This is a genomic window from Rhodococcus sp. JG-3 (assembly GCF_000482405.1).
Classification (GTDB): Bacteria; Actinomycetota; Actinomycetes; order Mycobacteriales; family Mycobacteriaceae; genus Rhodococcoides; species Rhodococcoides fascians.
Genome location: NZ_KI519398.1, coordinates 2,211,042 through 2,234,539, shown reverse-complemented (window position 1 = coordinate 2,234,539; position 23,498 = coordinate 2,211,042). Strand labels below are relative to the sequence as shown.

Here is a 23,498-nt window from a genome sequence, read left to right as displayed (position 1 = left end):
CGTACTGAGCGGGAGGACGAACAAGAGGAGAGGATACCCTGCCCTATCTTGCTCGACGACCGCCGCGCATTTCGGTCGCTCCCGTTCGGTGCCTCAGACCATGTCTGCCCAGGGGTCCGCACGCCGCCACAGCGTCGGCAACTGCAGTTCGACCCCATCCCTGCGTGCACAGGCGGTCAATACGTCGAGCGAGGTGCGCATGTCGTCGAAGGCGTAGGGCAGCGGTCGCAACGGCCTGTCGAGGGGCCGGAAGAAGTCGTCCCAATGCGTCAGCACGACGCGCCGAGCCCCCACCGACAACACCGTTTCCCGCCAATACTCGTCGATGTACTCGCGTGTTCGGCGCCCCAGCTGACCGATGGACAGGTACACCACCTCGGCGGAAAGGCCGTCGAGCATGCCCGCTCGGAACCCGGCGCTGCTGTGGACGAGAGCCCGCCTGCCGCTCGGACGGTGTTCGACTGCCATCGACCACGCCTCACCGCACCGGAACGCTCGCACCCGGGCAGGCTGCCGCAATGGCCGGTCGATCGTCCCGTGAGCTCGGTCCGGATACGAGTGAACCGACTCGACGAACGTGACAGTGAAATGACCCAGTTCGACCGCGGAACCGTCGGCGACGACGGTGATGCGACCCTCGGGCATCTGCGCGCCCCGCCCGATCTGCGCGGTCGAAGCACCACCGACCAGGGCAGCGCCGGTGCGCAGTGCCACCGCTGCGGAGTCGAGGGCATGATCGAAATGAGAATGCGCGCACACCACCGCGTCGAGCGTCCCGATGCCCGCCCTACGCAACGCACTGTCGATTCTCGGGCCGTCCGAACGTAGCGGCAGCAGAAGGGTTTTCGGCAGGGACGGACGCGAGAAGAAGCCGTCGGTCAGGATCGCCGACTCGCCGTCGTCGAACAGCAGCGTGCTCACCCCGAGAAACGAGACCGACACCGGGGAGCGGGGATTCGCCGATGCTGTGGTGGCGATGTCGGCCGCACCGGGCAGTGGGGGTCTACCGAGCGAACGCGGCACTCTCACGCCTGCGCCGCCAGGGCTCGCCCTGCCTGTCGTCCGCCGAAGATGCATCCACCGAGGAAGGTTCCTTCCAAGGACCGGTAGCCGTGCACACCGCCGCCGCCGAATCCGGCGATCTCACCGGCAGCCCACAGCCCCTCGACGGCAGTGCCCATCGAGTCGAGAACGCGACCGTCGAGATCGGTTTGAATGCCGCCCAACGTCTTTCGAGTGATGATGTTCAACCGCACCGCGATGAGCGGACCCGACTTGGGATCGAGAATCTTGTGAAGTGCAGCGGTCCGCGCGATGCGTTCACCGCGCGAGCGCCGGGAATTGTGAATGGCAGAGATCTGCAGATCCTTGGTGAAAGGATTGTCCACCTCACGGTCTCGCGACTCGATCTGACGCCTGAGGTCGACACCGTCGATCAAGTCCTCGCCGGTGATTCGGTTCATGCCCTGGACCAATTCTTCGAGAGAATCTGCGACGACGAAGTCCTCGCCGTTCTTCTTGAATGCCTCCACCGGTTCGCTGGCACCGGGCAATACCCGCCCGAGAACGAGCTTGAGGTTCTTGCCGGTGATGTCCGGGTTCTGTTCCGACCCGGACAACGCGAATTCCTTCTCGATGATCTTCTGGGTCAATACGAACCACGAGTACTCGAAACCGCTGTCCTGGATCGCTTTCAGCGTTCCCAGCGTATCGAATCCGGGGAAGTTCGGAACCGGAAACCGTTGCCCGCGGGCATCGAACCACATCGACGACGGGCCCGGAATGATTCTGATGCCGTGGTTCTTCCAGATCGGATTCCAGTTCTTGATGCCTTCGGTGTAGTGCCACATTCGGTCCTTGTTGACCAGGCGGCCGCCGGCCTTCTCGGTGATGCCGAGCATTCGGCCGTCGACGTGTTCGGGCACTCCGGAGATCAACGACTTCGGCGGCGTCCCGAGCCGCGCCGGCCAATTCTCGCGCACCAGATCGTGATTGGCCCCGATTCCACCTGCCGTCACCAGCACGGCACCGGCGCGGAGCTCGAACTCACCCACTTCGACGCGGGTACTTCCTGCCCCTCGCTCCGCTGCACTGGCTTCGAGCATCGCACCGCGAACTCCGACCACCGCTCCCCCGTCGACGACGAATCCGTCGACCCGATGCCGAAAACCGAAGCGCACCAGTCCTTTGTCGGCAGCCTCACGTACGCGACGCTCGAACGGCGCGACGACACCCGGCCCGGTGCCCCACGTCAGGTGGAATCGCGGAACCGAATTTCCGTGCCCCTCGGCCAGGTAGCCGCCGCGCTCGGCCCATCCGACGATGGGGACCCATCGCATTCCCTGAGCGTGGAGCCACGACCGCTTCTCACCTGCCGCGAAATCGAGGTATGCCCTGGCCCACCGATGACCCCAGTAGTCTTCCCCTGCAGGGTCGTCGATGCCGCGATCGAACGTCGCTGTGCCGAGCCAGTCCTGCCACGCCAGATCCGCCGAATCCTTGATGCCCATTCGACGCTGTTCGGGCGTGTCGACCATGAACAGTCCGCCGAGGGACCAGAAGGCCTGACCACCCAGGTTCTGCTCGGGTTCCTGGTCGAGGAGCAGCACGCGCTTTCCCGCGTCGGCCAGTTCGGCGGTTGCCACCAGTCCGGCCAAGCCGGCCCCCACCACGATCACGTCTGCGTCCATTGCCCCACTCTTCTGCTCGACCCGGGTGTCTCCCTCGACTGTGCTGTCGTCGGCGTCGGAACTCAAGGAAATCGAGTCGAATGAGTATACTCTTTATCAGGTGCTGATAAAGAGTGCGAGGTAGATCGATGTACCCGGCGCGGGTCGCCGTGGTCGCGAAGATCGAATCGGATCTGGGCCCCGTCGTCGCATCCGCAGTACACGCGATTCGCGACGCGATCCCGGTCTACCAGTCACTGCAGGGTCCACAATTGGCCGATGTCGAGGCCATCGCGTATTGGTCACTGAGGCGGCTGATGGCCCTGTGGGCGCACGGCGATCGGACGATCGACGACCGCGACCACAAGAGATTCCGAGCCATAGGTTCCGCACGCGCGGCAGACGGGCGGCCGCTGGCCGATGTGCTGCGCGCGTATCGAGTCGCGTCGAGCGTGTTCGTTCGGCACGTGACGACGGAGTATCTGGAAGTACTCGACCCGCCGGACATCGCCGAACTCGGCCTGGGCGTGCTCGACGCGATCGACGCCATATCCGAGGAGATCATCGGTGCGTATGTCATTGCGCGCGAACAGCTCACGTCCAACCGTGCGCAGGCGCACGCCGCGTTGCTCGACGACTTGCTGGCTGCCAGACACAACTCACCAGGGACGGTGTCGGACCGTACTCGCGAACTCGACCTGAAGCTGCCCACGCACCCGAACCTGCTCGTGGTGCAGTCCACCGATCCGGGCCGACCCATGTCCGACGACACCGTCGAGTCTCTGGTGCTTGCGATGGGCCTCGTCCCTCCGGACCGCACCACAACGGCGGATCAACGAACACACTTGTGCACTCGGCGCGAACAACGCGCGATCGCGCTGCTGCCGCCGTCGATCCATCGCGCCGAGGTCGACCTCGCGTGTCGGGATCTGCGGCTGCGCGGATGCCTCGTGGAGAGATCGACCGTTACCGATATCAGCAGTTCGTGGCGACTCGCCTCGGAAGCGCTCGAGACCGCACCGGATCACGCGTTCGACGGCCGGGCACTGCTCGATCAGGGCGACGGTCAGCTGTTGGCACTGTTGACAGCGCGCCCGACCGCCGACACGAGCGAGGTGGTGCGTAGCGTGCTCGGCCCGCTGACCGAGGCAGCGAACGAGCATATCCTGCTGGGTCTTTCGGCCTTCATCTCCACCGGCACAGCAACGGCTGCAGCCGCCCGACTGCAGGTGCACCCGCAGACTTTGCGCTATCGACTGCGCCGGGCTCAGGAACTGACCGGACGGGATCCGCGTTCGGCGTGGCATCGGTTGGCGCTGGACACCGCGATACAACTACGCCAACTCGGTTGACCCGGCTCGGCTGAATTCGGCGTCGCCGGTGGTCATGCGCACATGCGCCCATGACCGATTACTCGAGCCCGGGTCGTCGATCCCAGGATCACCGACAGGCGGGATCGAGTGATTCAGTTGATGTTCCACGACTCGACAGCATCGAGTCGCCGGCCGTCGGAGTCGTACGTGTAAAAGCCTTCACCGTCCCCGAGACCGGTCTTTCCCGCGTCGATACCCTTTTGCAGTATGTCGGCAAATTTGACCTGATCCTCGCCACCGTGTGCGCGCGCGATATGTGCTGCGACGTTGAAGCCGACAGTGTCGTATATCTGGAACGGACCGGCGGGTGCCCCGGTGGCTATGCGCCACACGTTGTCGATGTCCGCCGGATTGGCAACCCCGCCGACGTAGAGGTTGGCTCCCGCCTGCAGCAGCGGGATCAGAAGACTGTTCAGCACGTATCCAGGAATTTCCTTTCGGACCGGAACGGGAACGAGACCGATCTCCGAAGCAAAGCTCAGGACGACATCGAAGTAGACAGGATCTGTTGCAGCAGTTGCCATCACCTCACCGGTGTTGTATCGCCACACGAGGTTGGCGAAGTGCAATGCGAGGAACTTTTCCGGCCGCCCGGTGGCCTCGGCGAAACTGCTGGGCAGTAGCGACGACGAGTTGGTCACGAAGATAGTTTTCGGCGGGGCGGAAGCGCCGATATCCGACCAGACCTTCTTCTTCAGGTCGAGATCCTCCGGAACTGCTTCGATCACCAGGTCGGCGTCCGAAACAGCCTCCGCGACGCTGGTGGTGGTCGTGATGGATTCGATGGCCTTGTCGAAGCGCGCCTCGTCGAAAGTCTTCAGGTCACGCTTGTAGTATCCGCGCATCCATTCCCAGCGGTCCGGCAGCTTGGCCAGAAGTTCGTCGGAAATGTCGTATCCCACAACGGTTTTTCCGTGGTAGGCAGCCTGCATCATGATCTGTGAACCGAGCACTCCGGTTCCGAATACGGTCACGTTCTCAACATCGGACATGGACGACACACTTCCCTTTATCGAGTTACTGGTTTCCCGCTCCCCCAGTTCTACCGCTGAGCGCGGAGCCACCGTCTCGTGGGGGCCGACAGCGGATCGACTCGACCGACAACGGCGCTGTGCACTCCACAGGATCGACGGCTCACGCATACTCGAACTATGGCTGTCGATCCCCGCGGAAGAGACCTGAAGCGCTACCTCGAAGAAGATCCCGGCGGTCCGGTGGTGATGCTCAACCTGCTTCGGTTCGCCGAGGGTGGTCGCGACTCCTACGCAGAATATGCGAAAGCACTGGACGAGACTTTCCTCCCGCGCTACGGCGCGACGGTGCTGTACGCGGGCGACGGTTCGACCGCACTTGCCGCGGAGGACGGGCAGGCCTGGGATGCAGTACTCCTGGTCCAGTACCCGTCACGTAAGGCGTTCAGCGAGATGGTGGCCGATCCCGAATATCAGACGGTGACGGCGTTACGGACCGCCGCGTTGAAGGAGGCGGTTCTGCAGGCCACAATTCCGTGGTCGTGAATTCGACCTTCGGCTTCGCATCGTGTTCGCGCCGCGGGGCTTCACGGCGTTGCGAGTAACTTACTGCGGAACAGATCGAGTACCTGGTCCAGAGCCTGCCGTGTCGGCTGACCCGGCTCGTCGATGAGTCCTTCCGTCACGACGGAGTGCGGCGGTCCGAAGGCTTCCGGGTTGAACGAGGAGTCGGGCAATTCCACGGAGACGAATGCGTCGCCGAGTTGTTCCCTCAGAAACTCGAACCGTGCAGGGGGACACATCGTGTCGCCCTGGAACCGCATACCGAGAACAGTGAGATCTCCCGCAGCACAACGGCTTTTCACCTTCGAAAGGTCGCCGGCACTGATGTCGATGGAACGACTGCGTGACTTCGATGCCGCGAACGGAAGTGACGGTTGCGACAGCACCGGTGCGATCAATCGATCGTCGGCGGCCATTGCGAGGGCGAACCCGCCCGTGAAGCACATTCCGATGGCACCGACGCCCGGTCCGCCGCACCGCTCGTGTTCTTCGGCCGCGAGGGCCCGCAGCCACACGACGACTCGCGATGACTTGCCGGTGGCCAGGATGGTGAATTCTCGACTGATGCAGGCCGGCACCATGGCGCGCGACATGGTGGCAACGGTGCCGAGCACGCCCAGGGGCGCGGTCGAAGGATCTTTACCGTCGACGCCGAACAGGTGCGGCACGATCGCGGTGCATCCGATCCCGGCGACGGTGCGCGCGAAATCCGCCACTCTCGGCGTGATGCCCGGCATTTCGGACATCACGATGACCGCCGGCCCGGTGCCGATTCGATAGACAGGCGCCGTGCGCCCGTCTGCGGTGAACTCGGTTCGCTCGAAGTCGGCAAGGGCGTCATCTGTCATCGAAGCGGTCCTCTTTCTCGATCGGCGACATCACTGCGAATACTCACGCAGCAACAGGTACAGCGGAAGCGCGAAGCAGATTCCCACCGAGCCGGTACCGACGGGAACCAGCCACCAATGTTTGACGCCGTGATCTTTCGCATCCCCTCTGGACCAGATCCCGAAAGCGATACTGGTGATACCGAGATCGGCGGTCAAGGCTCGCGTCGGCGTGGACGCCACCCATTCGGAGAAGAACTTCGCTGCGCTGCCCGCGCTCACCCCGTGCTCGCGAAAGTAGCCGACGACGTAGGCATTGGGGACGACGAAGCCGATGACGGTCAGCAGCAGCAGGAGGCGTCGACGAGTGGCGTCTGCGGTTCTCATGACCTCAACGTAGAGCACCGCGCCACACCACCGGCGTGTCGTTCGATTCGACCGAGTCGGCCGGTCCGAGTCAGACGTCTTCGAGCCGGATGCCTTTGGTCTCCTTCATGTAGAAGCAAGCGACTCCGGTCAGGGCAGCGAGGAACATGATGTACACGCCGAAGACCCAGCCCAGATCCAACCCGAGGAACAGCTGGTTGAGATACGGTGCCGTTCCGCCGAACACCGCCACCGAGAACGAGTAGGCGAATCCGATTGCCTGCGTGCGGAGTCGGGTGGGAAAGCTCTCCGACAACGTCGACGACAGAATCGAGGCCGGGACGGCGATGACGAGCAGGGCCACCGTCGACGGCAGTAGCAATGACCACCACTGCGTCGAGATCAGCATCGTCAGCGGGATCTGCAGCACGAACATCAGCACTGCGAATGCCGCCAGCATCGGCCGCCGACCGATCGAATCCGAAAGGCGACCGAAGAACGGTAGCGACACCAGCGCTATCAACTGCGCGACGACGAGCATCCAGTACGCGGTGTCCGGGTTCATCCCTCGCTGCGTGATGGCGAACGTCGACACGTAGGAGGTCCAGGTGTAGTGCGCCGCCGTGATTCCCGACGTCATTCCGATCATCAATACGATCGCTTTGACGACGGTCTTACGCGCGATCGGTTCTTGTTCGACCTTGTTCTGCTCCGAGTCGAACACCTCGCTCTCGTCCATGTTCTTGCGCAAATAGAGAGCGAACAGCGCGAGGAGCGCGCCGAGGAGGAATGGTATGCGCCAACCCCATTGCCCGACAGCAGAATCCGACAGCGTGGAGGTGATGACGCCACCCACTGTGTATGCCAGAGCTGATCCACCGAAGATGGCGACGAACGCGACACTGCCCCACATGCCACGTCGGTTCGGTGGTGCGATCTCGCCGACGTAGGAGTACGCCGTCGCCGACTCGCCGCCGTGCGCGAAACCCTGCATGACGCGTGCGAGCAACAGCAGTACCGAGGCCCAGGCCCCGATCGCACCGTAGGTGGGCATGATGCCGATCAGCAAGCTGCCGGTTGCCATCATCAGCATCGTGGTGACAAGGACGAACTTACGGCCCTTCTTGTCCGCGATGCGTCCGAACACGATGCCGCCGAGAGGCCGCATCAGGAATCCGACGGCGAACACCGCAAGCGTGGACAGCAATGCCGAGACAGGATCGGCCTGGCTGAACATGGCCGCCGCGATGAACGGCGCGAACACTGCATAGGCACTCCACTCGTACCATTCGAGTACGTTGCCTATCGTGCTGGCGAACAACGATTTCTTCCGTGAGGAAATATCCGGTGCCGAGCGGGTGTCGTGCGATGATCCGACAGTCATGGAGTGCCACTTTCGATCGAATTATTTTTCACAGGAACAGGTTTGAGTGCTGCACGTCGAATCTTCCCGGTCTGGGTTTTGGGAAGTTCGTCGATGATGTGGATGGATTTCGGACGCTTGTACGCGGCCAGTCGTTCACGCGCGAAGGCCATCAGTTCATCCGGCGTCGTGGTGGCGTCGCGCCGGAGTGACACGTACGCCACCACCGATTCCCCTTGATAGTCATCCGGCCTGCCCACCACAGCGGCCTCGAACACCGCTGAATGTTCGTAGAGTGCATCTTCGACTTCCCTGGGCCACACTTTGTATCCCGACACGTTGATCTGGTCCTTGAGCCGGTCGACGAGATACACCCAGCCGTGTTCGTCGATGATCGCCACGTCGCCTGTGCGCAGACGTCCCTCTGGCATCGTCGACTCGGACGCGTCCGGATTGCGCCAGTAGCCCGAAACCACCTGCGGACCCGAGATCTCCAGTTCCCCTGCAAGTCCCGGGGGTGTCGGCCGGCCCGAAGGATCGAGCGTTCGTAACGTCACGCGAGGAAGAGGCAACCCGACGGACAGTGAACCGCTGGCCGCGTCCACCGGCGCGCGCACGCCGGGTGGCACGGCAATGACTCCCGCGGTGGTTTCGGTCATCCCGTATGCGTTGTGGATGTAGCAACCGAATTGGGACTCGAACGCGGCAACGGTGGCGGGCGGAATAGGTGCGCCTCCGGAATACAACGCCTTCACCGACTCGAAGTGGGCCCTCGTCGCACCCTCGGTTGCGGAGATCGCGTTGAACACCGTGATCGAACCGATGGTGTAGGTGACACGATGCTCGACGACAGCGTCGAGAGTGACTGCCGCGTCGAAACGATGCGCGAACACGAGCATGCAGTCGCGGATCAGGGCCACCGCCGCGTCGAGCATCGCGCCGGTGATGTGAAACAGCGGTGCGACGGCAAACACGACGTCGCCGTCGTCGAGACCGGCCCGTTCCCCGAAATCGAGGGCAGTCGCGAAGGCGTTCGCGTGCGAGATCTGCGCGCCTTTCGGCGGACCCGTGGTTCCTGACGTGTAGGCCAGTAGCGCGAGATCGTCCGGCTCGGGATCGATTTCGGGGAAAGATCGACCACGGTAGCGGTCGATCAGACCCATCAGATCGTCGTCGGGCCGGGGTGTCACGCGTGACGTCGACGCAAAGACTCGTGGGTCGTCGCGTGTCTGCAGGTCCAGTCCGCTGGTGCTCACGAGCAGTCGAATCGAACTGCCGCGCAACGTCGCCCCCACAGAATCGAGATCGTGTTCGTCGCAGACGAGCGCGACAGGTTCTGCATCGTCGATCAAGGTGCGAAGTTCACGGTTGCGGTACATCGGGTTGAGGATCAACGCGACCGCCCCGATCTTCCACAGCGCGAGGAACGTCAAGGCGTACTGCGGAATGTTCTGCAGATAGATGCCGACGCGATCGCCCTGTGACACTCCTCGATCGAACAGTGCGGCGGCAAGTGCATCGGACGCCTCGTCCACCTCGCGCACCGTGAGCACGGCGTCGAAGTACGCCAGCGCCGGCCGGTCCGGGGTGTCGGCGACTCGGCTACGCCAGGCGTCGAGAACAGTTGCAGGCCCGGTCGCGCTGTCGAGGGTCATGAACGGCCCTTCCGCTCGAGCAGACTTTCGGCCCACGTGGACCGACCGAACACTCGTTCGGTCTGCTGTCTCGATAGTGTTGCGGATCACAACTTTGGTGTCAACCCGGTGCGAACGCCCGGCCCAGTTCGCTGCGCCCTCTACGGTGATCGCATGACCTCGATCGGCGACTGGCGAACATACGAGGGAGCGGCACTGTCCCCAGCGCTGGCGTCGGCCTTGCGCATCTTCGTCGAGCAGGGCTACCACGGCACGTCGGTGCGGCAGATCGCCGCGGGTGCCGGCTTGTCGGTTCCCGGTCTGTATCACCACTTTCCGTCGAAGCAGGCCCTCCTGGTCGGCATCATGAATGCGTCGATGGACGAACTGTTGCACCGGACTCGATCGGCCATGGACGGGGCGGGTTCGTCGCCGAAGGACCGATTCGACGCGGTCGTGGAGTCCTTGCTGCTGTTCCATATCCATCGCCGCGGTGCCGCGTTCGTGTGCTCCACCGAGATTCGCAGTCTCGAGCCGGCCAACCGCGCCGCCTACATCGCCAAGCGCGACGAAGAGCAACGACTGCTCGACGCCATCGTCACCGACGGAGTCGAGTCCGGGGTCTTCGACACCCCGCACCCCGCGGATGCCGGCCGGGCCGTCACCACGATGTGCATCGGAGTGGCCACCTGGTACCGACCCGATGGCCCGCTGACGCCGGCCGAACTGGTCGAGGTGTACCTCGATATCGCACGCCGAACGGTCGGTGCTGCTACCGGCCGAGGCACTGCACACAGGACGTGAGTTCCTTGACCGAAACCTGCGTGTATGCCAGTCTTCAAGAGACCGAGCGAGTGTTCGGTCGGTATCGACCAGGGAGTGCAGAATGGCCATCGACCTCACCTTCGACGCAGACGTCGAGAAGCTGATCGACCGAACACGTACGTTCACTCGCGAATACGTGCTCCCGATCGAGGATCGGTTTCTGGGCAATATCGCCGACGCAGGCGGCGACGGCCTCCGGGTCGAGATGCAGTCCGCAGCCAAGGAAGCGGGCGTGTTCGCACCGCACGCACCCGTCGAATACGGCGGGCACGGTCTGTCGATGAGCGACCGCGCACCGGTGTTCGAGGAAGCGGGCTACTCCCTGTTCGGCCCCATCGCACTCAATCTCGGTGCACCCGACGAGGGCAACGTCCACATGCTGGCGCACATCGCATCGCCGGCACAGAAGGATCAATTCCTCGCCCCTCTCGCCCGCGGCGATCAACGATCTGCATTCGCGATGACCGAGCCGGCACCGGGTGCCGGCTCCGATCCCTCGGCCCTCACCACTGCGGCCGAACGGACCGACGGTGGATGGAAGATCAACGGACACAAGTGGTTCATCACCGGAGCCGACGGCGCAGGGTTCTTCATCATCATGGCCCGCACGTCCGGAAAGCCGGGTGACCGAGGCGGAGCCACGATGTTCCTGGCCCCGGCCGACACACCGGGCATCACGGTCGGCCGTCACATCGGCACCCTGGACAAAGCCATGATCGGCGGGCACTGCGAGGTGTTCTTCGAGAACGTCTTCGTGCCAGACGAGAACGTTCTCGGAGCCGTCGACGAGGGCTTCGCCTACGCCCAGGTGCGATTGGGGCCCGCCCGCATGACCCACGTGATGCGGTGGCTCGGAGCCTCGAGACGGGCGCACGACATCGCCGTCGCCCAGGTGGCCCAGCGCGAAGGGTTCGGCGGCAAGCTCGGCGACCTCGGCATGATCCAGAAGATGGTCGCCGACAACGAGATCGACATCGCCGCATCCCGTGCCCTCCTGATCAAGGCCTGCTTCGAGCTGGATCGCGGCGGCCACGCGAGCAACGAAACCTCCATCGCCAAGACGTTCGCAGCCGAGGCCATCTTTCGCATCGTGGACCGCAGCATCCAGATGTGCGGCGGGCTCGGGGTATCGGACGACCTGCCACTGGCACGGCTTTCGCGCGAAGTACGTCCGTTCCGGGTCTACGACGGACCGTCGGAAGTGCATCGCTGGGCTATCGCCAAACGAGCGGTCGGGGCAGCGAAGCGCGCCGCACAGGAGCAGTCATGAGCGACCTACCGGGCATGAACCGCGTTGCTATGGAACGTTTCCTGCGTGCCGAGGGCATCGTTGTCGACGGTGAGCTGACGGTCGAGATGATCAGCGGCGGTCGCTCCAATCTGACGTACAAGGTGTACGACGACACCTCGACGTGGGTGGTTCGTCGGCCCCCGACCAGTGGCCTGACCCCGTCGGCGCACGACATGGCCAGGGAGTGGGCAGTGACCGACGCGCTCGCGTCCACCGCGGTGCCGGTGGCCGAGACCGTGGCCTTCGACCGAGAAGGTGCCGTACTCGGTGCTCCGATGACGGTGGTCCGTTTCGTTCCCGGGCGCGTCGTGCGCACACGCGAGGATCTGCGCGATCTGACCGACGAGCAGGTCGCAGACAACGCCGCCGAATTGGTGCGAGTGCTCGCTGAGCTGCATGCCGTCGATCCTGCGGCCGTGGGTCTCGAAAAGTTCGGTCGCCCCGACGGTTTCGTAGCTCGACAGGTAGCCACGTGGGCGCGTCAGTGGCAGACGGTGAAGACACGGGAACTACCCGACGTCGACCGACTTCACCGGGCCCTCGAAGCTGCGGTGCCCACCGGATCGGCGGCGTCCATCGTGCACGGCGATTTCCGGGTCGACAACACGATTCTCGATGTCGAGGACGTAAGTTCTGTTGCAGCCGTGGTGGACTGGGAGATGTCCACACTCGGCGATCCGTTGACCGATGTCGCGCTGATGTGCGTGTACCGGCAACCCGTGTTCGATGCCGTTCTCGGTGCCGACGCAGCCTGGACGAGCGACCGCTACCCATCGGCGGCGGATCTGGTGCAGCAGTACGCCGTTCGATCGGGCCGTGAGGTGGACAACTGGGGCTTCTACGTGGCGTTGGCCAACTTCAAGCTCGGTGTGATCGGTGAGGGCATCACCCACCGCGCATTGTCGGGCTCCGATACCGGTGCCGGAGCACGCAACGCCGCCGAAGCAACTGGAGAATTCATCGCGGCCGGCCTCCGAGCATTGTCGGCGGGCTGACCGCAGAAGCTGTTGCTACGCAGCTTCTCTCATGATGCCGATGTGGCGAACGATTCCGGACAGCGCCGGAAGCTCCTGAGGTGCGGACCAGCCGTTCAGGTCGGCGCTGTCGGAGTAGAAGTACTTCTGGTTCGTGTAGTCGTCGTAGTACAACCGCCAGGTACCGTCGGGCAACTCGACGACGGCGGGCCCTTCCTTCAACGGGCCGAAATCGCGGAAGGTGAGGTCCCGAACGTAGGGACCACCCAGAGCGGGCGCGATCCAGTGTTCGATGACCTTGTTGCTCTCACCTTTGGTGAAGGCGTGGTAGGTCGACCCGGCCTTCACCACCGTGGTGTCGATGTGGTCGTTGATGATTCCCACCAACGGAACCGGCGAGCTCCACGTCGTCAGGCCGGGATCGGTCGCCGTCATGAGATACGGCACGAACCCTCCGCCGGCAGACAACGACACGATGATGCTGACGCGGTCGCCCTCGACGAACCACTCCGGTGCCCACGCCTTGGTGGTGAACGGGGACAGAGACGGGAGTTCCGAGGACCCCGCCGAGCCGGTACCCGCCCCGGTCCCGGGCAGCAGCAGGCAGCAGAACGGGATCGGGAGGTTCTGCAAGAATTCCCAATCCACCCGATTTGCGCTGCGCGCAAAGCCGATTTCCGCGCCGCCGCCCGTCGTATATGTCACGTAGTACATACCGTCGGCGGCTCGAAAGATGCTGGAGTCACGAACCACACCGGAGGGCGGCGTGTACGCGGCGGTCTCGACCGTGGTGAAGTCCGTTCCGTTGCTGGACTGGTACACGTCCATGTTGCGATCGCTGTCGTTACTGAAGGCCACCATGGTGTACGTGACCGCAGGCGCAGCGCTACCCGTCCCTGCTGCGCCGAACAGCAGTCCGACGGCGGCGACGAGCGTCATGGGAATGGCGAGGGCGTGCTTACGCAGGGTCCTGATCACCGCTGAAGTATGTACGACGCACGAGCCCCACGAGTAACAACAGTGCACAGTCGTGCCTGTTCGTTACCGAACGCTACGACTGCGCCGAGTATTGCGACACCGGCTTGGCCTGATACATCTCGTGGTCGGCATCGTCGAGAATGTCCAAGGCAGTGCGAGAATCACCACTGTCGACGGTCACGCAGCCGATACTGGCGGTCACCGTCAGCTCTCGGTCTGCCGTCGTGATCGGGGTTGCGAGTTCCGCCCGGACGTCGTCCGCCTCCGACCCCACACAGCACGGCACCACAGCCACGAATTCGTCACCGCCGATGCGTCCGACGAATGCGTCGTCGGGCAGAGCCCGCGTCAACCGCGCGGCCACGATACCGAGTACGGCATCACCGACCGTATGTCCGTGCAGGTCGTTGATGGTCTTGAAGTTGTCGAGGTCGATGAACAACACCGCCATGGCATCCTCCCGACTCGACCGGGACAGCTCCTGGTCGAGCCGCGCCAGAATCAGCGGGCGATTGGGAAGCCCGGTGAGGTCGTCGTGTGTTGCCGCGTGTTCGAGCTTCATGCTCGTCCGATAGGCATCGGTGACGTCGACGAACGTTGCCACGATCGAGGGTGACGGGCCGCCGAAGTTGAGCATGGTCGCAGTCAGAGACAGCCAGAAATGTCGTCCGTCCCGACGACGTTCGACTCCGATCACCGACTGGCTCGGCTTCCCGGTTCTGCCGGTGACGGCCACGGGGTGCTCGAGTCGCCGAATGGGTTGCTGATCGGTGCCGTACACCCGGAACGGCAGCACAGCGGACTGTCCCGTCGTCGCCGATCCCACCTGGATGTCGAGGATCGTCTTCGCCGCGAGGTTCGCCGACGTGATGCGACCGGCGTGGTCGAGTACGACGACACCTGCCTCCAGCGATTCCACCACGGCGGTGTAATGCTCCTCGGCCCGGCGGACGGCACTCTGGTCGGCGCAGACCAACACCCACCCGTCGGGCATCTGGGCCGCGGAGACCACCATCGCCAACGCCGTCCCGTCCGCGCGCAGATGCGAGTCCCACAGCCGGCCGCCGGCCGCGAGAATGGCTACCGGGTCGCAGGGCACCCCCACTGCATTCGATACGGAGAGGCCGAGCACATCTGCTGCGCGTCGTCCGTAGACCGACTCCGCGGCAGGGTTCCAACTGGACACGACCCCGTCGGAGGACACCCCCACGATGGCGTCGCTGACGTGCTCGACCAACGCGGCTTGATAGTGCAGCGCCTTCTGTGCGGCCTTGTGTTCGGTGAGGTCGCGAAGGATGACCTGAAATGCAGGTTCTCCGTTCCACACCGTACGGACCGAGACCGCCTCCATGGTCAGAGTCGATCCATCGAGGGCGAGTACCTCCGCCTCGGAGGCCGAACTGGCGGTTCCGTGCACGTCCAGGGCGGCAATGCGCTCGAGCATCGGACCGATCGACTCGGCCGCGATGAAGTCGGTGATCGGACGGCCCACCACCGCACCGAGACTGTCGGCGCGCAGATACCGGAGCCCCGCAGGGTTGACGTAGACAAGGTTGCCTCGCCGGTGGACGACGATCGCGTCGGGCGAGTGTTCGATCAGAACCCGATAACGATCTGCGAGACCGGGCGACCCGGGATCGGCTTCGGGGTCGCCGACGACGTCGCGCTCCCCTGGGGCCATCTGCGGTCCTCGCGTTCGTAGGCGGTCTGTCGACACTCGATTCAACCACTTCTGTGGGCCGAGCCGGAATCTTCTGCACGGTTCGATGCTTATGTCCGTTTTCCGACTGGACCCAGTGCTTGTTTGCGGGGCTAAATCGAGGAACCAGCCGAAAACGGCTCGTACAACTCGAGAAGGAACGGGAATCGATCATGACATCTCACGGCATCGACATCAGTGGGATCGGCGCAGTGTCCGGCTACGGCTGGGGTACGGCCGCATTGTGGACCGGTCTGGCCAGCGGTAAGGCTGCCGCCACCTTGCACCACAACCGGTCACACCCGGGCCGCAACCCGGTGTGGCTTGCCAAAGTGCCCGACGGCGGACAGACCGACGACGGCACCAGCCGCTTCGGCCGCGCACTGCGCGGCGCCGCACGCGAGGCCATCGACGACGCACTCGCTCGGGGCTGGCGGCCCGGTCGGCGGGTCGGTCTGGTGCATGCGGTCGTCCTGGGTGAAGTGGACGAGTGGCGCAACTTCTATCTGGAGGACGGCGGTGTGCGGCGGGTGCGCGACTACCTGACGCTGATGCCGTCGACCCCGGTATCACTGCTCATGCAGGAGCACGGCTTTCACGGCCCGGCGATGAACGTCTCGGCCATGTGCGCGTCGGGCAACGCCGGCTTTCTCACCGCCAAGATGTGGCTCGACACCGGCTTCGTCGACGACGTCGTCTTCGTCGCCACCGACCTGTCTCTGACGCCGGAGAACATCGACCATTTCGTCGCGCTCGGCGTCGGGGTGGTCGACGTGGAACCGCAGGAGGGCTGCCGACCGTTCCAGGAAGGTAGTCGTGGGTTCGGAATGGGCGAAGCAGCAACAGCTTTCGTACTCACCAACCGTAGCGATGCTGCGTACGCGCGGGTACTGGGCGGTTCGATGACTCACGACGCGTTCCACGCGACGTCCATCGACCCGGCCCTGACACAGGTACGGGACTGCTTCGAAGCCGCCTTGACGGACGCCGGTGCCACGGCGTGCCAGGTGCGCTACCTCAATGCGCACGGGCCAGGCACCGCTCAGTGCGATGCCGCGGAAACGGAGATGCTGGAGACGGTGCTCGGCTCACACGCGCAGGTGTATTCGGTGAAGCCGCTCACCGGGCATTGCCAAGGCGCGGCGTCGGCCGTCGAAACCATCTCTGCCGTCATGGGATTCGATCGCGGACTGGTTCCTGCGGCCCCACAGGTCTCCGACGGACACCCGCTGTTGCTCGACGGATTCACCGCGGCCGAGCCAGGTCTGACGATGAAATCCTCACTGGGAATGGGAGGACACAATTCGGTGGTGGTGCTGGCTCCTGCGTGAGCGACGGTCTGCCGGATGGTTCGCGCGCCCGCACCGTCACGGGCGCGCGAGCCCGTTCAGATCGACACCCCGGCCCCACAGATTCCGCATTCCTCGAACTCGACGCGTTTCCACCGCGCAACCGGGACGAAGAACAGCGTGAATTGCTGGTATTGCTTCATTCTCGCCCACTGGGTCGTGTTGTGGCACCGCGGGCAGTTTCGCGTTGCGCCAGGGCCGACGTGTTTGCGCTTGCTGCCGAAGCCGAAGAGTAGGAACATCATCCAAGCATAGGTGGCTCGAACGGCTGCCGGACTCGGCGCAGCAGTCGTTCGAGCCACCCTCGCGTTCCGAGGCGGTGGCTCGAACGAGTGCTGGGCCGAAAACTGTCAGCTCGCGATCATGCCGTGCGGGTCGATGACGAATTTCTGTGCGACTCCGCTGTCGAATTCACGGTAGCCGCGCGGTGCGTCGTCGAGAGTGATGACCGTTGCGTTCACCGCCTTCGCAATCGACACTCGTTCTTTGAGAATGGCATTCATCAGTTCCCGGTGATAGCTCATCACCGGGCACTGCCCGGTGGCGAACGAGAGCGACTTCGCCCAACCGGTGCCGAGGCTGAGCGAGAGAGCGCCACGCTGTGCGGCCTCGTCCACGCCGCCCGGATCGCCGGTGACGTAGAGCCCGGGAATTCCGATGCCACCGCCCGCCGTGGTGATGTCCATGAGCGAATTGAGCACCGTGGCAGGTGCCTCGTGGGACGAGTCTCCGCCGTGCCCGCGGGCCTCGAATCCCACCGCGTCCACCGCAGCGTCGACCTCCGGGACACCGAGGATCTGTTCGATCTGATCCTGCGGCGCGCCCTTGCCCACGTCGACGGTCTCGCAACCGAACGTTCGCGCCTGTGCCAGCCTGTCGGCGTTCATGTCGCCGACGATCACCACCGATGCGCCCAGCAATTGTGCGCCGACTGCGGCCGCCAGACCGACCGGGCCCGCACCCGCGATGTACACCGTCGCACCGGGTTTCACGCCCGCGGTGACCGCGCCGTGATATCCGGTCGGGAAGATGTCGGAGAGCATGGTCAGGTCCAGGATCTTCTCCATCGCCTGATCCCGGTCCGGGAACTTCAGCAGATTGAAGTCCGCATACGGTGCCATGACGTATTCGGCCTGCCCACCCACCCAACCGCCCATGTCCACGTAACCGAACGCAGAGCCAGGTCGATCCGGGTTGACGTTGAGGCAGATACCGGTCTTGCGCTCCTTGCAGTTTCGGCACCGTCCGCAGGCGATGTTGAACGGAACGGAGCAGATGTCGCCGACCTTCAGAAATTCGACGTCTCGCCCGACCTCGACGATCTCGCCGGTGATCTCGTGCCCCAACACCAGACCCTCGGGTGCCGTCGTGCGTCCACGGACCATGTGCTGGTCGCTGCCGCAGATGTTGGTCGAGACGACCTTCAGGATCACGCCGTGTTCGCATTTACGGCCGACATTGGCCGGATTCACGCCGGGGCCATCGGTCAATTCCAGGCCCGGAAATGCGATGTCCTGAACCTCGACTTTGCCTGGTCCGGCGTACGTCACTGCTCTGTTGTCTGCCACGATTTCTCCTGTTCGACGGTGTCCGGCTGCGATCGACAGACCGAGCTCCCCTGCGCACCAACTGTTTTCATCTCATCGAGCCAGTCGATACGCAGTGAAGTGGCCTGCATCACACCATAGTATGCGCACCTGCGAATACACGGTGTGTCGCCCGCCGCACGAAGCAATCCGGGGGCCGATCTCACTCCACGGAGCTATCGTCGACCGGTGCCCACCGACGACGCTCACAACGAGACCATCACCATCGGACGTTCGCCCGGGGTGGAGGTGGAGGTACTCCCCTACGGCGCGACCATGCAACGAATGTCGGTGACCGGAGGAGACGGCGAGCGCCGCGACGTTCTCGTCGGCGTGGCGGGCGAGCGCGAGCTTCGTTCGTCCACCGCCTATTTCGGCTCCACCGTCGGCCGGTACGCCAACCGGATCAAGGACGGCCGGTTCGAGATCGACGGACAAGCGGTGCAACTGACGATCAACGACGGCACCAACCACCTGCACGGCGGAACCGACGGCTTCGACTCACGACCCTGGACGGTGATCGGGCGATCACCGGATTCGGTCGAGTTCGAGTTGATCAGCCCCGACGGTGATCAGGGCTACCCGGGTGAAGTCCGTGCGCGGGCCCATTTCTCCGTCACGACCGATCGCGTGCGGTTGGAGTCGACGGCGACGACCACCGCGCCGACGGTGGTGAACTTGACCTCGCACGCTTATTTCGATCTCTACGGACACGGCATCGACGATCACACCCTGCAGGTGTTCGCCTCGACGTACACCCCGGTCGACACCGAGGGAATCCCGACCGGTGCCGTCGATTCCGTCGACGGCACCGCGCTGGATCTGCGCAGGCCCGGACGGGTCGGAGACCTGGCCCGAGCCACTCATCCGCAGCTGCGGACCGCCCGCGGTGTCGACCACAACTTCGTCGTCGACGGTACGGGGCTTCGGCGTGCGGCAATCCTGAGCTCCGAGCGCAGTCGAACGACACTGGAATTGTGGACCGATCAGCCCGGCGTGCAGGTGTACACAGGCAACTTCCTGAACGGCAGCGATGTGTCCCGACGCGGCTCGATGCTGCGCCAAGGCGACGGCATCGCACTCGAACCCCAGCTGTTCCCCGATTCACCGAATCACCCGAACTTTCCCTCTGCGGTGCTGCGACCGGGCCAGACGTACCGGTCCGTGATCGAGTGGAGATTTTCTGCAGTTCACGCTTGAGTGAACGCTCACAAATTTTTGGAATTCAAACGTTTCAAGTCTTGACGCGGCCCGATGTTAACGCTCACACTGTGTTGCACACGTCACAGTGGAGTGGCGACATTGAGGAGATCACCATGGCGTCGAAGACAATTTTTGCGGCGAGCGCGCTCATTCTGAGTGGTGCGATCGTCCTGAGTGCGTGCAGTAGCGGAGGCGGCGGCGACGCGTCCGGCGGCGGTGACGGCGCAACGGTGCTGGGCTTTTCCCAGGTCGGTGCCGAGAGCGGATGGCGCACGGCCAACACCATCTCCATCCAGGACGCGGCCAGCGCTGCCGGCATGGAGTTGAAGTTCTCCGACGCGCAGCAGAAGCAGGAAAACCAGATCAAGGCGATTCGCACCTACATCCAGCAGAAGGTCGACGTCATCGCTTTCAGCCCCGTCGTCGAGACGGGATGGGAGCCGGTCCTCCAGGAAGCCAAGCGCGCGAACATCCCGGTGATCCTCACCGACCGCTCCGTCGACACCACCGACGATTCGCTGTATGCCACGTTCCTCGGCTCCGATTTCGTCGAGGAGGGCAAGAAGGCAGGCGATTGGCTGGTGCAGAACAGCGCCACTGCGGACACCACCGGCGACGGCAAGATCAACGTGGTCGAGCTGCAGGGAACCACCGGAGCCGCTCCCGCCATCGACCGGGCCGAGGGATTCCGCGACGCCATCGGCGGCCAGTCGAACATCGCGATCACCGCGTCACAGACCGGCGATTTCACCCGTGACGGCGGCAAGCAGGTGATGGAGTCGTTCCTCAACTCCAATCGAGGCCAGATCGACGTCGTCTTCGCCCAGAACGACGACATGGGCCTGGGCGCAATCCAAGCCATCGAAGCAGCCGGGCTGGTACCCGGAAAAGACATCAAGATCATCACCGTCGACGCCGTCAAGGACGGAATGCAAGCACTGGCGGACAAGAAGATCGACTTCATCGTCGAGTGCAACCCACTTCTCGGACCGCAGCTGATGGAGCTCACGGACAAGGTAGTCAAGGGCGAGGACGTTCCCAAGAGGGTCGTCACCGAGGAGACCACCTTCACGCCCGACCAGGCGGCAGCAGTACTCGCCGACCGCCAGTACTGAAAGTCGACGCATGCATACCGACACCGTTCCCACCGCGGAGCCGATCACCAGCACAGAGCCGACTCCGCTCGTGGAGATGAAAGACATCTCGATCACCTTCGGTGCCGTCCGAGCCCTCGACGGGGTGTCGTTGCGGCTCTTCCCCGGCGAGGTGCATTCGCTGATGGGTGAGAACGGTGCCGGTAAATCGACGTTGATCAAGGCACTGACCGGGGTCTACTCGATCGACAGCGGAACGGTCACGATCGACGGAACCGAACACGAGTTCGCGACGCCGAGCGCGGCCCAGGCTGCAGGTATCAGCACCGTCTACCAGGAAGTGAACCTACTTCCGAATCTGACTGTCGCAGAGAACATGCTCCTGGGCCGCGAGCCCCGACGCCTACCCGGAAAACTGTTGGGGGCCATCGGCGGTATCGACACGCGAGCGATGAACCGCCGTGCCAGAACGACTCTCGACCGGCTGGGCCTCGACATCGAGCCGTCGTCGGTCCTCGGGGACCATCCGATCGCCGTGCAACAGCTCGTCGCCATCGCCCGCGCAGTCGATGTCGACGCCCGCGTCCTCATCCTGGACGAGCCGACCTCGAGCCTGGACAAGGACGAGGTCGAAACCCTGTACTCCGTCATCGAACGGCTGAGGGAAGACGGAACCTCGATCGTCTTCGTGTCGCACTTCCTCGACCAGATCTACCGGATCTCCGACCGAATGACGATCCTGCGCAACGGAAAGCTCGTCTCCGAGCGCCTGGTCGCCGACACTCCGCAGTTCGAGCTGGTCGAGTTGATGATCGGTCGGGAACTGGACACCTTGCGCGAACTCGACAGCCGCGAGCCGGTGATGGTTTCCGACGAACAGACGCCCGTCGTGGAAGTGTTGGGCATCGGACGCAAGGGCGCACTGGAAGCAACCGATCTGCGTCTTCATGCGGGACAGGTCGTCGGCATCGCCGGTCTGCTCGGGTCCGGCCGTACCGAGCTTGCTCGCCTGCTCGGTGGAGCCGATCGATCGGACTCGGGATCGATCGAAGTGCATGCGACCAAGCACCGCATTCGCAGTCCACGCCAGGCCGCCGATCAGCGCATCGCCCTCACCAGCGAGGATCGCAAGGCCGACGGTGTGGTGGCCGATCTGACGGTGGCCGACAACATGCTGCTCGCTCTGCAGGCCAAGCGTGGATGGCTTCGTCCCATCCCCCGTGCCACCCGCACCAGGCTCGTCAAGGAATACATCTCTGCACTCGACATCAGGCCCGCCGATCCGAACGCGTTGATGCGCAACCTGTCCGGCGGCAACCAACAGAAGGTGCTCCTCGCCCGCTGGCTCATCACCGAACCCGAACTTCTGATTCTGGACGAACCGACACGCGGAATCGACATCGGTGCCAAAGCGCAGATCCAAACCCTGGTGGCCGACCTGGCCGCGCGCGGAATGTCGGTGGTGTTCATCTCCGCCGAGCTCGAAGAGATCCTGCGCCTCAGTGACCGCATCGTGGTCATGCGAGATCACCGCAAGATCGACGAACGAATCAACGACGGTGTGTCGGTCGGCGACGTGCTCGCCACCATCGCAGCCGGGGTGCGCACCGACGAACCCGTCGCGGCCGCCACTTCGACCACCGACAGGAATGTCGCATCATGACCGAAACCCTCGAACCATCGGCCGGCGCGCCCGCTCGCGCACGTGCCGCCCTCGCCCAGCCGGTCGTCTGGCCGCTGCTGGCTCTGATAGCTCTGATCGTCGTCAATGTCGTTGTGACACCGGACTTCCTCGACATTCGAATCGAGAACGGTGGCCTGTTCGGAAACATCGTCGATATCGCACGCAACTCCGCACCGCTCATTCTGGTGGCCGTCGGCATGACGCTGGTGGTGGCGACCCGCGGCATCGACCTCTCCGTCGGCGCGGTGGCAGTCATCGCTGCCGCCGTGGCGTGTACTCGCATCGTCGCGGCCCCGGACGAGGGTGCCACCACGACGATGATCATGGCTGTTGTCTGGGCACTGGGAGCATGTCTGTTGCTGGGTCTGTGGAACGGCCTTCTGGTGTCGGTCTTCGGGATTCAACCCATCATCGCGACGCTCATTCTGATGGTCGCCGGTCGTGGCCTGGCCATGTTGATCACCGACGGAAACATCACGACCGTCAACAACCCGGCTTTCAGCACGCTCGCGTCGGGGACGCTTCTCGGACTTCCACTGGCCCTGATCATCGCTCTCGTGGTCGTGGCAGCAACCGCACTGTTGACCCGGCGGACCGCACTGGGGATGCTCGTCGAAGCCGTCGGAATCAACCCGGAGGCAAGCAGATTGGCCGGTGTCCAGTCGCGGACGATTGTTTGGACGGTCTACGTGTTCGCCGCGGTGTGCTCGGGAATGGCCGGTCTGATCATCGCTGCGAACACCAACTCGGTGAACGCGAACAGTCTGGGCCAGTGGATCGAGCTCGACGCCATCCTCGCTGTCGTCATCGGCGGTACTGCTCTGACCGGTGGTCGATTCTCCATCGCCGGCACCGTCGTCGGTGCCCTGCTCATCGGCACACTCACGCGCACCATCACCAATGTCGGTATCCCCTCCGAGGCCAACTACCTGTTCAAAGCGGTCGTCATCATCGTGGTCTGCCTGTTGCAATCACCACGAGCCCGCGCATCACTGCGGACGTGGTTCCGCACCGACTCCACCAAGGCGGTACGACCGTGAGCGACCTC

Annotated in this window: 21 protein-coding genes; 10 read left to right on the top strand and 11 right to left on the bottom strand. The window is 63.9% G+C overall.

From position 1 onward, the window contains the following. Window positions 1-93: 93 nt before the first annotated feature. The gene (locus K414_RS0112060) at window positions 94-1,029 is read right to left on the bottom strand and encodes an MBL fold metallo-hydrolase (RefSeq protein ID WP_306431131.1); all 936 of its coding nucleotides are present in this window, start codon (window positions 1,027-1,029) and stop codon (window positions 94-96) included. After that, window positions 1,026-2,690 (bottom strand): FAD-binding dehydrogenase, encoded by a 1,665-nt coding sequence (locus tag K414_RS0112055; RefSeq protein ID WP_027496180.1) that lies wholly within the window; start codon window positions 2,688-2,690, stop codon window positions 1,026-1,028. The genes K414_RS0112060 and K414_RS0112055 overlap by 4 nt, the downstream gene beginning before the upstream one ends. Window positions 2,691-2,803: 113 nt before the next feature. Here K414_RS0112055 and K414_RS0112050 point away from each other — a divergent pair, with 113 nt between their 5' ends. Next, window positions 2,804-4,021: a PucR family transcriptional regulator gene (locus tag K414_RS0112050; protein ID WP_027496179.1), complete on the top strand. Its 1,218-nt coding sequence runs from the start codon at window positions 2,804-2,806 to the stop codon at window positions 4,019-4,021. A gap of 113 nt (window positions 4,022-4,134) precedes the next feature. On the opposite strand, the gene K414_RS0112045 is transcribed toward K414_RS0112050, so the two are convergent. Beyond that, a complete protein-coding gene (locus K414_RS0112045) occupies window positions 4,135-5,034 on the bottom strand; it encodes a 3-hydroxyacyl-CoA dehydrogenase (RefSeq protein WP_080730098.1) in 900 nt (299 codons plus the stop codon). Between the two features lie 159 nt (window positions 5,035-5,193). On the opposite strand from K414_RS0112045, the gene K414_RS0112040 reads away from it, so the two are divergent. Further along, a complete protein-coding gene (locus tag K414_RS0112040) occupies window positions 5,194-5,559 on the top strand; it encodes a DUF1330 domain-containing protein (RefSeq protein WP_027496177.1) in 366 nt (121 codons plus the stop codon). 41 nt (window positions 5,560-5,600) lie between these two features. Here the strand turns inward: K414_RS0112040 and K414_RS0112035 are convergent, their stop codons facing one another. The 4 genes from K414_RS0112035 to K414_RS26760 form a co-directional block, all read right to left on the bottom strand. Further along, a complete protein-coding gene (locus K414_RS0112035; RefSeq protein WP_027496176.1) occupies window positions 5,601-6,425 on the bottom strand; it encodes a dienelactone hydrolase family protein in 825 nt (274 codons plus the stop codon). Between the two features lie 30 nt (window positions 6,426-6,455). Then, window positions 6,456-6,791 carry a DUF2834 domain-containing protein gene (locus tag K414_RS26765; RefSeq protein ID WP_135046238.1) on the bottom strand — a complete coding sequence of 112 codons (336 nt, stop codon included), beginning with the start codon at window positions 6,789-6,791 and terminating at the stop codon, window positions 6,456-6,458. Window positions 6,792-6,861: 70 nt separating this feature from the next. Continuing rightward, complete coding sequence (locus K414_RS0112025) at window positions 6,862-8,154, bottom strand: MFS transporter (RefSeq protein ID WP_027496175.1); 1,293 nt, start codon at window positions 8,152-8,154, stop codon at window positions 6,862-6,864. Continuing rightward, window positions 8,151-9,788: an AMP-binding protein gene (locus K414_RS26760; protein ID WP_051365352.1), complete on the bottom strand. Its 1,638-nt coding sequence runs from the start codon at window positions 9,786-9,788 to the stop codon at window positions 8,151-8,153. The genes K414_RS0112025 and K414_RS26760 overlap by 4 nt, the downstream gene beginning before the upstream one ends. Window positions 9,789-9,941: 153 nt before the next feature. Between K414_RS26760 and K414_RS0112015 the strand changes: the two genes are divergently transcribed. From K414_RS0112015 to K414_RS0112005, 3 genes are all read left to right on the top strand, one after another. Beyond that, complete coding sequence (locus tag K414_RS0112015) at window positions 9,942-10,571, top strand: TetR/AcrR family transcriptional regulator (protein ID WP_027496174.1); 630 nt, start codon at window positions 9,942-9,944, stop codon at window positions 10,569-10,571. 82 nt (window positions 10,572-10,653) lie between these two features. Beyond that, window positions 10,654-11,862, top strand: a complete 1,209-nt coding sequence (locus tag K414_RS0112010) for an acyl-CoA dehydrogenase family protein (protein ID WP_027496173.1) — start codon at window positions 10,654-10,656, stop codon at window positions 11,860-11,862. Then, window positions 11,859-12,878, top strand: coding sequence for a phosphotransferase family protein (locus K414_RS0112005; RefSeq protein ID WP_027496172.1), 1,020 nt, complete (start codon window positions 11,859-11,861; stop codon window positions 12,876-12,878). The genes K414_RS0112010 and K414_RS0112005 overlap by 4 nt, the downstream gene beginning before the upstream one ends. Before the next feature lie 15 nt (window positions 12,879-12,893). Here the strand turns inward: K414_RS0112005 and K414_RS0112000 are convergent, their stop codons facing one another. Both K414_RS0112000 and K414_RS0111995 read right to left on the bottom strand, forming a co-directional pair. Further along, complete coding sequence (locus K414_RS0112000; RefSeq protein WP_037220078.1) at window positions 12,894-13,796, bottom strand: arabinofuranosidase; 903 nt, start codon at window positions 13,794-13,796, stop codon at window positions 12,894-12,896. Window positions 13,797-13,908: 112 nt separating this feature from the next. Beyond that, on the bottom strand, window positions 13,909-15,516 hold the full coding sequence (locus K414_RS0111995; RefSeq protein ID WP_027496170.1) for a diguanylate cyclase: 1,608 nt from the start codon (window positions 15,514-15,516) through the stop codon (window positions 13,909-13,911). 191 nt (window positions 15,517-15,707) lie between these two features. Here K414_RS0111995 and K414_RS0111990 point away from each other — a divergent pair, with 191 nt between their 5' ends. After that, window positions 15,708-16,865: a beta-ketoacyl synthase N-terminal-like domain-containing protein gene (locus K414_RS0111990; protein ID WP_037219168.1), complete on the top strand. Its 1,158-nt coding sequence runs from the start codon at window positions 15,708-15,710 to the stop codon at window positions 16,863-16,865. Window positions 16,866-16,921: 56 nt separating this feature from the next. On the opposite strand, the gene K414_RS0111985 is transcribed toward K414_RS0111990, so the two are convergent. Continuing rightward, window positions 16,922-17,128 (bottom strand): zinc-ribbon domain-containing protein, encoded by a 207-nt coding sequence (locus K414_RS0111985; RefSeq protein ID WP_032368853.1) that lies wholly within the window; start codon window positions 17,126-17,128, stop codon window positions 16,922-16,924. Window positions 17,129-17,233: 105 nt separating this feature from the next. Next, the gene (fdhA, locus tag K414_RS0111980; RefSeq protein ID WP_027496167.1) at window positions 17,234-18,451 is read right to left on the bottom strand and encodes a formaldehyde dehydrogenase, glutathione-independent; all 1,218 of its coding nucleotides are present in this window, start codon (window positions 18,449-18,451) and stop codon (window positions 17,234-17,236) included. Window positions 18,452-18,658: 207 nt separating this feature from the next. On the opposite strand from fdhA, the gene K414_RS26755 reads away from it, so the two are divergent. The 4 genes from K414_RS26755 (at window position 18,659) to K414_RS0111960 (ending at window position 23,490) form a co-directional block, all read left to right on the top strand. Next, window positions 18,659-19,669, top strand: a complete 1,011-nt coding sequence (locus K414_RS26755) for an aldose epimerase family protein (RefSeq protein ID WP_051365070.1) — start codon at window positions 18,659-18,661, stop codon at window positions 19,667-19,669. 116 nt (window positions 19,670-19,785) lie between these two features. Beyond that, a complete protein-coding gene (locus tag K414_RS0111970) occupies window positions 19,786-20,787 on the top strand; it encodes an ABC transporter substrate-binding protein (protein WP_027496166.1) in 1,002 nt (333 codons plus the stop codon). 10 nt (window positions 20,788-20,797) lie between these two features. Next, the gene (locus K414_RS0111965; protein WP_051365069.1) at window positions 20,798-22,429 is read left to right on the top strand and encodes a sugar ABC transporter ATP-binding protein; all 1,632 of its coding nucleotides are present in this window, start codon (window positions 20,798-20,800) and stop codon (window positions 22,427-22,429) included. Beyond that, window positions 22,426-23,490, top strand: a complete 1,065-nt coding sequence (locus tag K414_RS0111960; RefSeq protein ID WP_080729054.1) for an ABC transporter permease — start codon at window positions 22,426-22,428, stop codon at window positions 23,488-23,490. The genes K414_RS0111965 and K414_RS0111960 overlap by 4 nt, the downstream gene beginning before the upstream one ends. The last annotated feature ends 8 nt before the right edge of the window (window positions 23,491-23,498 follow it).

Bases quoted from the DNA above. Each gene is read 5' to 3' on its own strand.
- K414_RS0112055 (WP_027496180.1), bottom strand. From the start codon at position 2,690: ATGGACGCAGACGTGATCGTGGTGGGGGCCGGCTTGGCCGGACTGGTG.
- K414_RS0112045 (WP_080730098.1), bottom strand. From the start codon at position 5,034: ATGTCCGATGTTGAGAACGTGACCGTATTCGGAACCGGAGTGCTCGGT.
- K414_RS0112040 (WP_027496177.1), top strand. From the start codon at position 5,194: ATGGCTGTCGATCCCCGCGGAAGAGACCTGAAGCGCTACCTCGAAGAA.
- K414_RS0112035 (WP_027496176.1), bottom strand. From the start codon at position 6,425: ATGACAGATGACGCCCTTGCCGACTTCGAGCGAACCGAGTTCACCGCA.
- K414_RS26765 (WP_135046238.1), bottom strand. From the start codon at position 6,791: ATGAGAACCGCAGACGCCACTCGTCGACGCCTCCTGCTGCTGCTGACC.
- K414_RS0112025 (WP_027496175.1), bottom strand. From the start codon at position 8,154: ATGACTGTCGGATCATCGCACGACACCCGCTCGGCACCGGATATTTCC.
- K414_RS26760 (WP_051365352.1), bottom strand. From the start codon at position 9,788: ATGACCCTCGACAGCGCGACCGGGCCTGCAACTGTTCTCGACGCCTGG.
- K414_RS0112015 (WP_027496174.1), top strand. From the start codon at position 9,942: ATGACCTCGATCGGCGACTGGCGAACATACGAGGGAGCGGCACTGTCC.
- K414_RS0112010 (WP_027496173.1), top strand. From the start codon at position 10,654: ATGGCCATCGACCTCACCTTCGACGCAGACGTCGAGAAGCTGATCGAC.
- K414_RS0112005 (WP_027496172.1), top strand. From the start codon at position 11,859: ATGAGCGACCTACCGGGCATGAACCGCGTTGCTATGGAACGTTTCCTG.
- K414_RS0112000 (WP_037220078.1), bottom strand. From the start codon at position 13,796: ATGACGCTCGTCGCCGCCGTCGGACTGCTGTTCGGCGCAGCAGGGACG.
- K414_RS0111995 (WP_027496170.1), bottom strand. From the start codon at position 15,516: ATGGCCCCAGGGGAGCGCGACGTCGTCGGCGACCCCGAAGCCGATCCC.
- K414_RS0111990 (WP_037219168.1), top strand. From the start codon at position 15,708: ATGACATCTCACGGCATCGACATCAGTGGGATCGGCGCAGTGTCCGGC.
- K414_RS0111985 (WP_032368853.1), bottom strand. From the start codon at position 17,128: ATGATGTTCCTACTCTTCGGCTTCGGCAGCAAGCGCAAACACGTCGGC.
- K414_RS0111970 (WP_027496166.1), top strand. From the start codon at position 19,786: ATGGCGTCGAAGACAATTTTTGCGGCGAGCGCGCTCATTCTGAGTGGT.
- K414_RS0111965 (WP_051365069.1), top strand. From the start codon at position 20,798: ATGCATACCGACACCGTTCCCACCGCGGAGCCGATCACCAGCACAGAG.
- K414_RS0111960 (WP_080729054.1), top strand. From the start codon at position 22,426: ATGACCGAAACCCTCGAACCATCGGCCGGCGCGCCCGCTCGCGCACGT.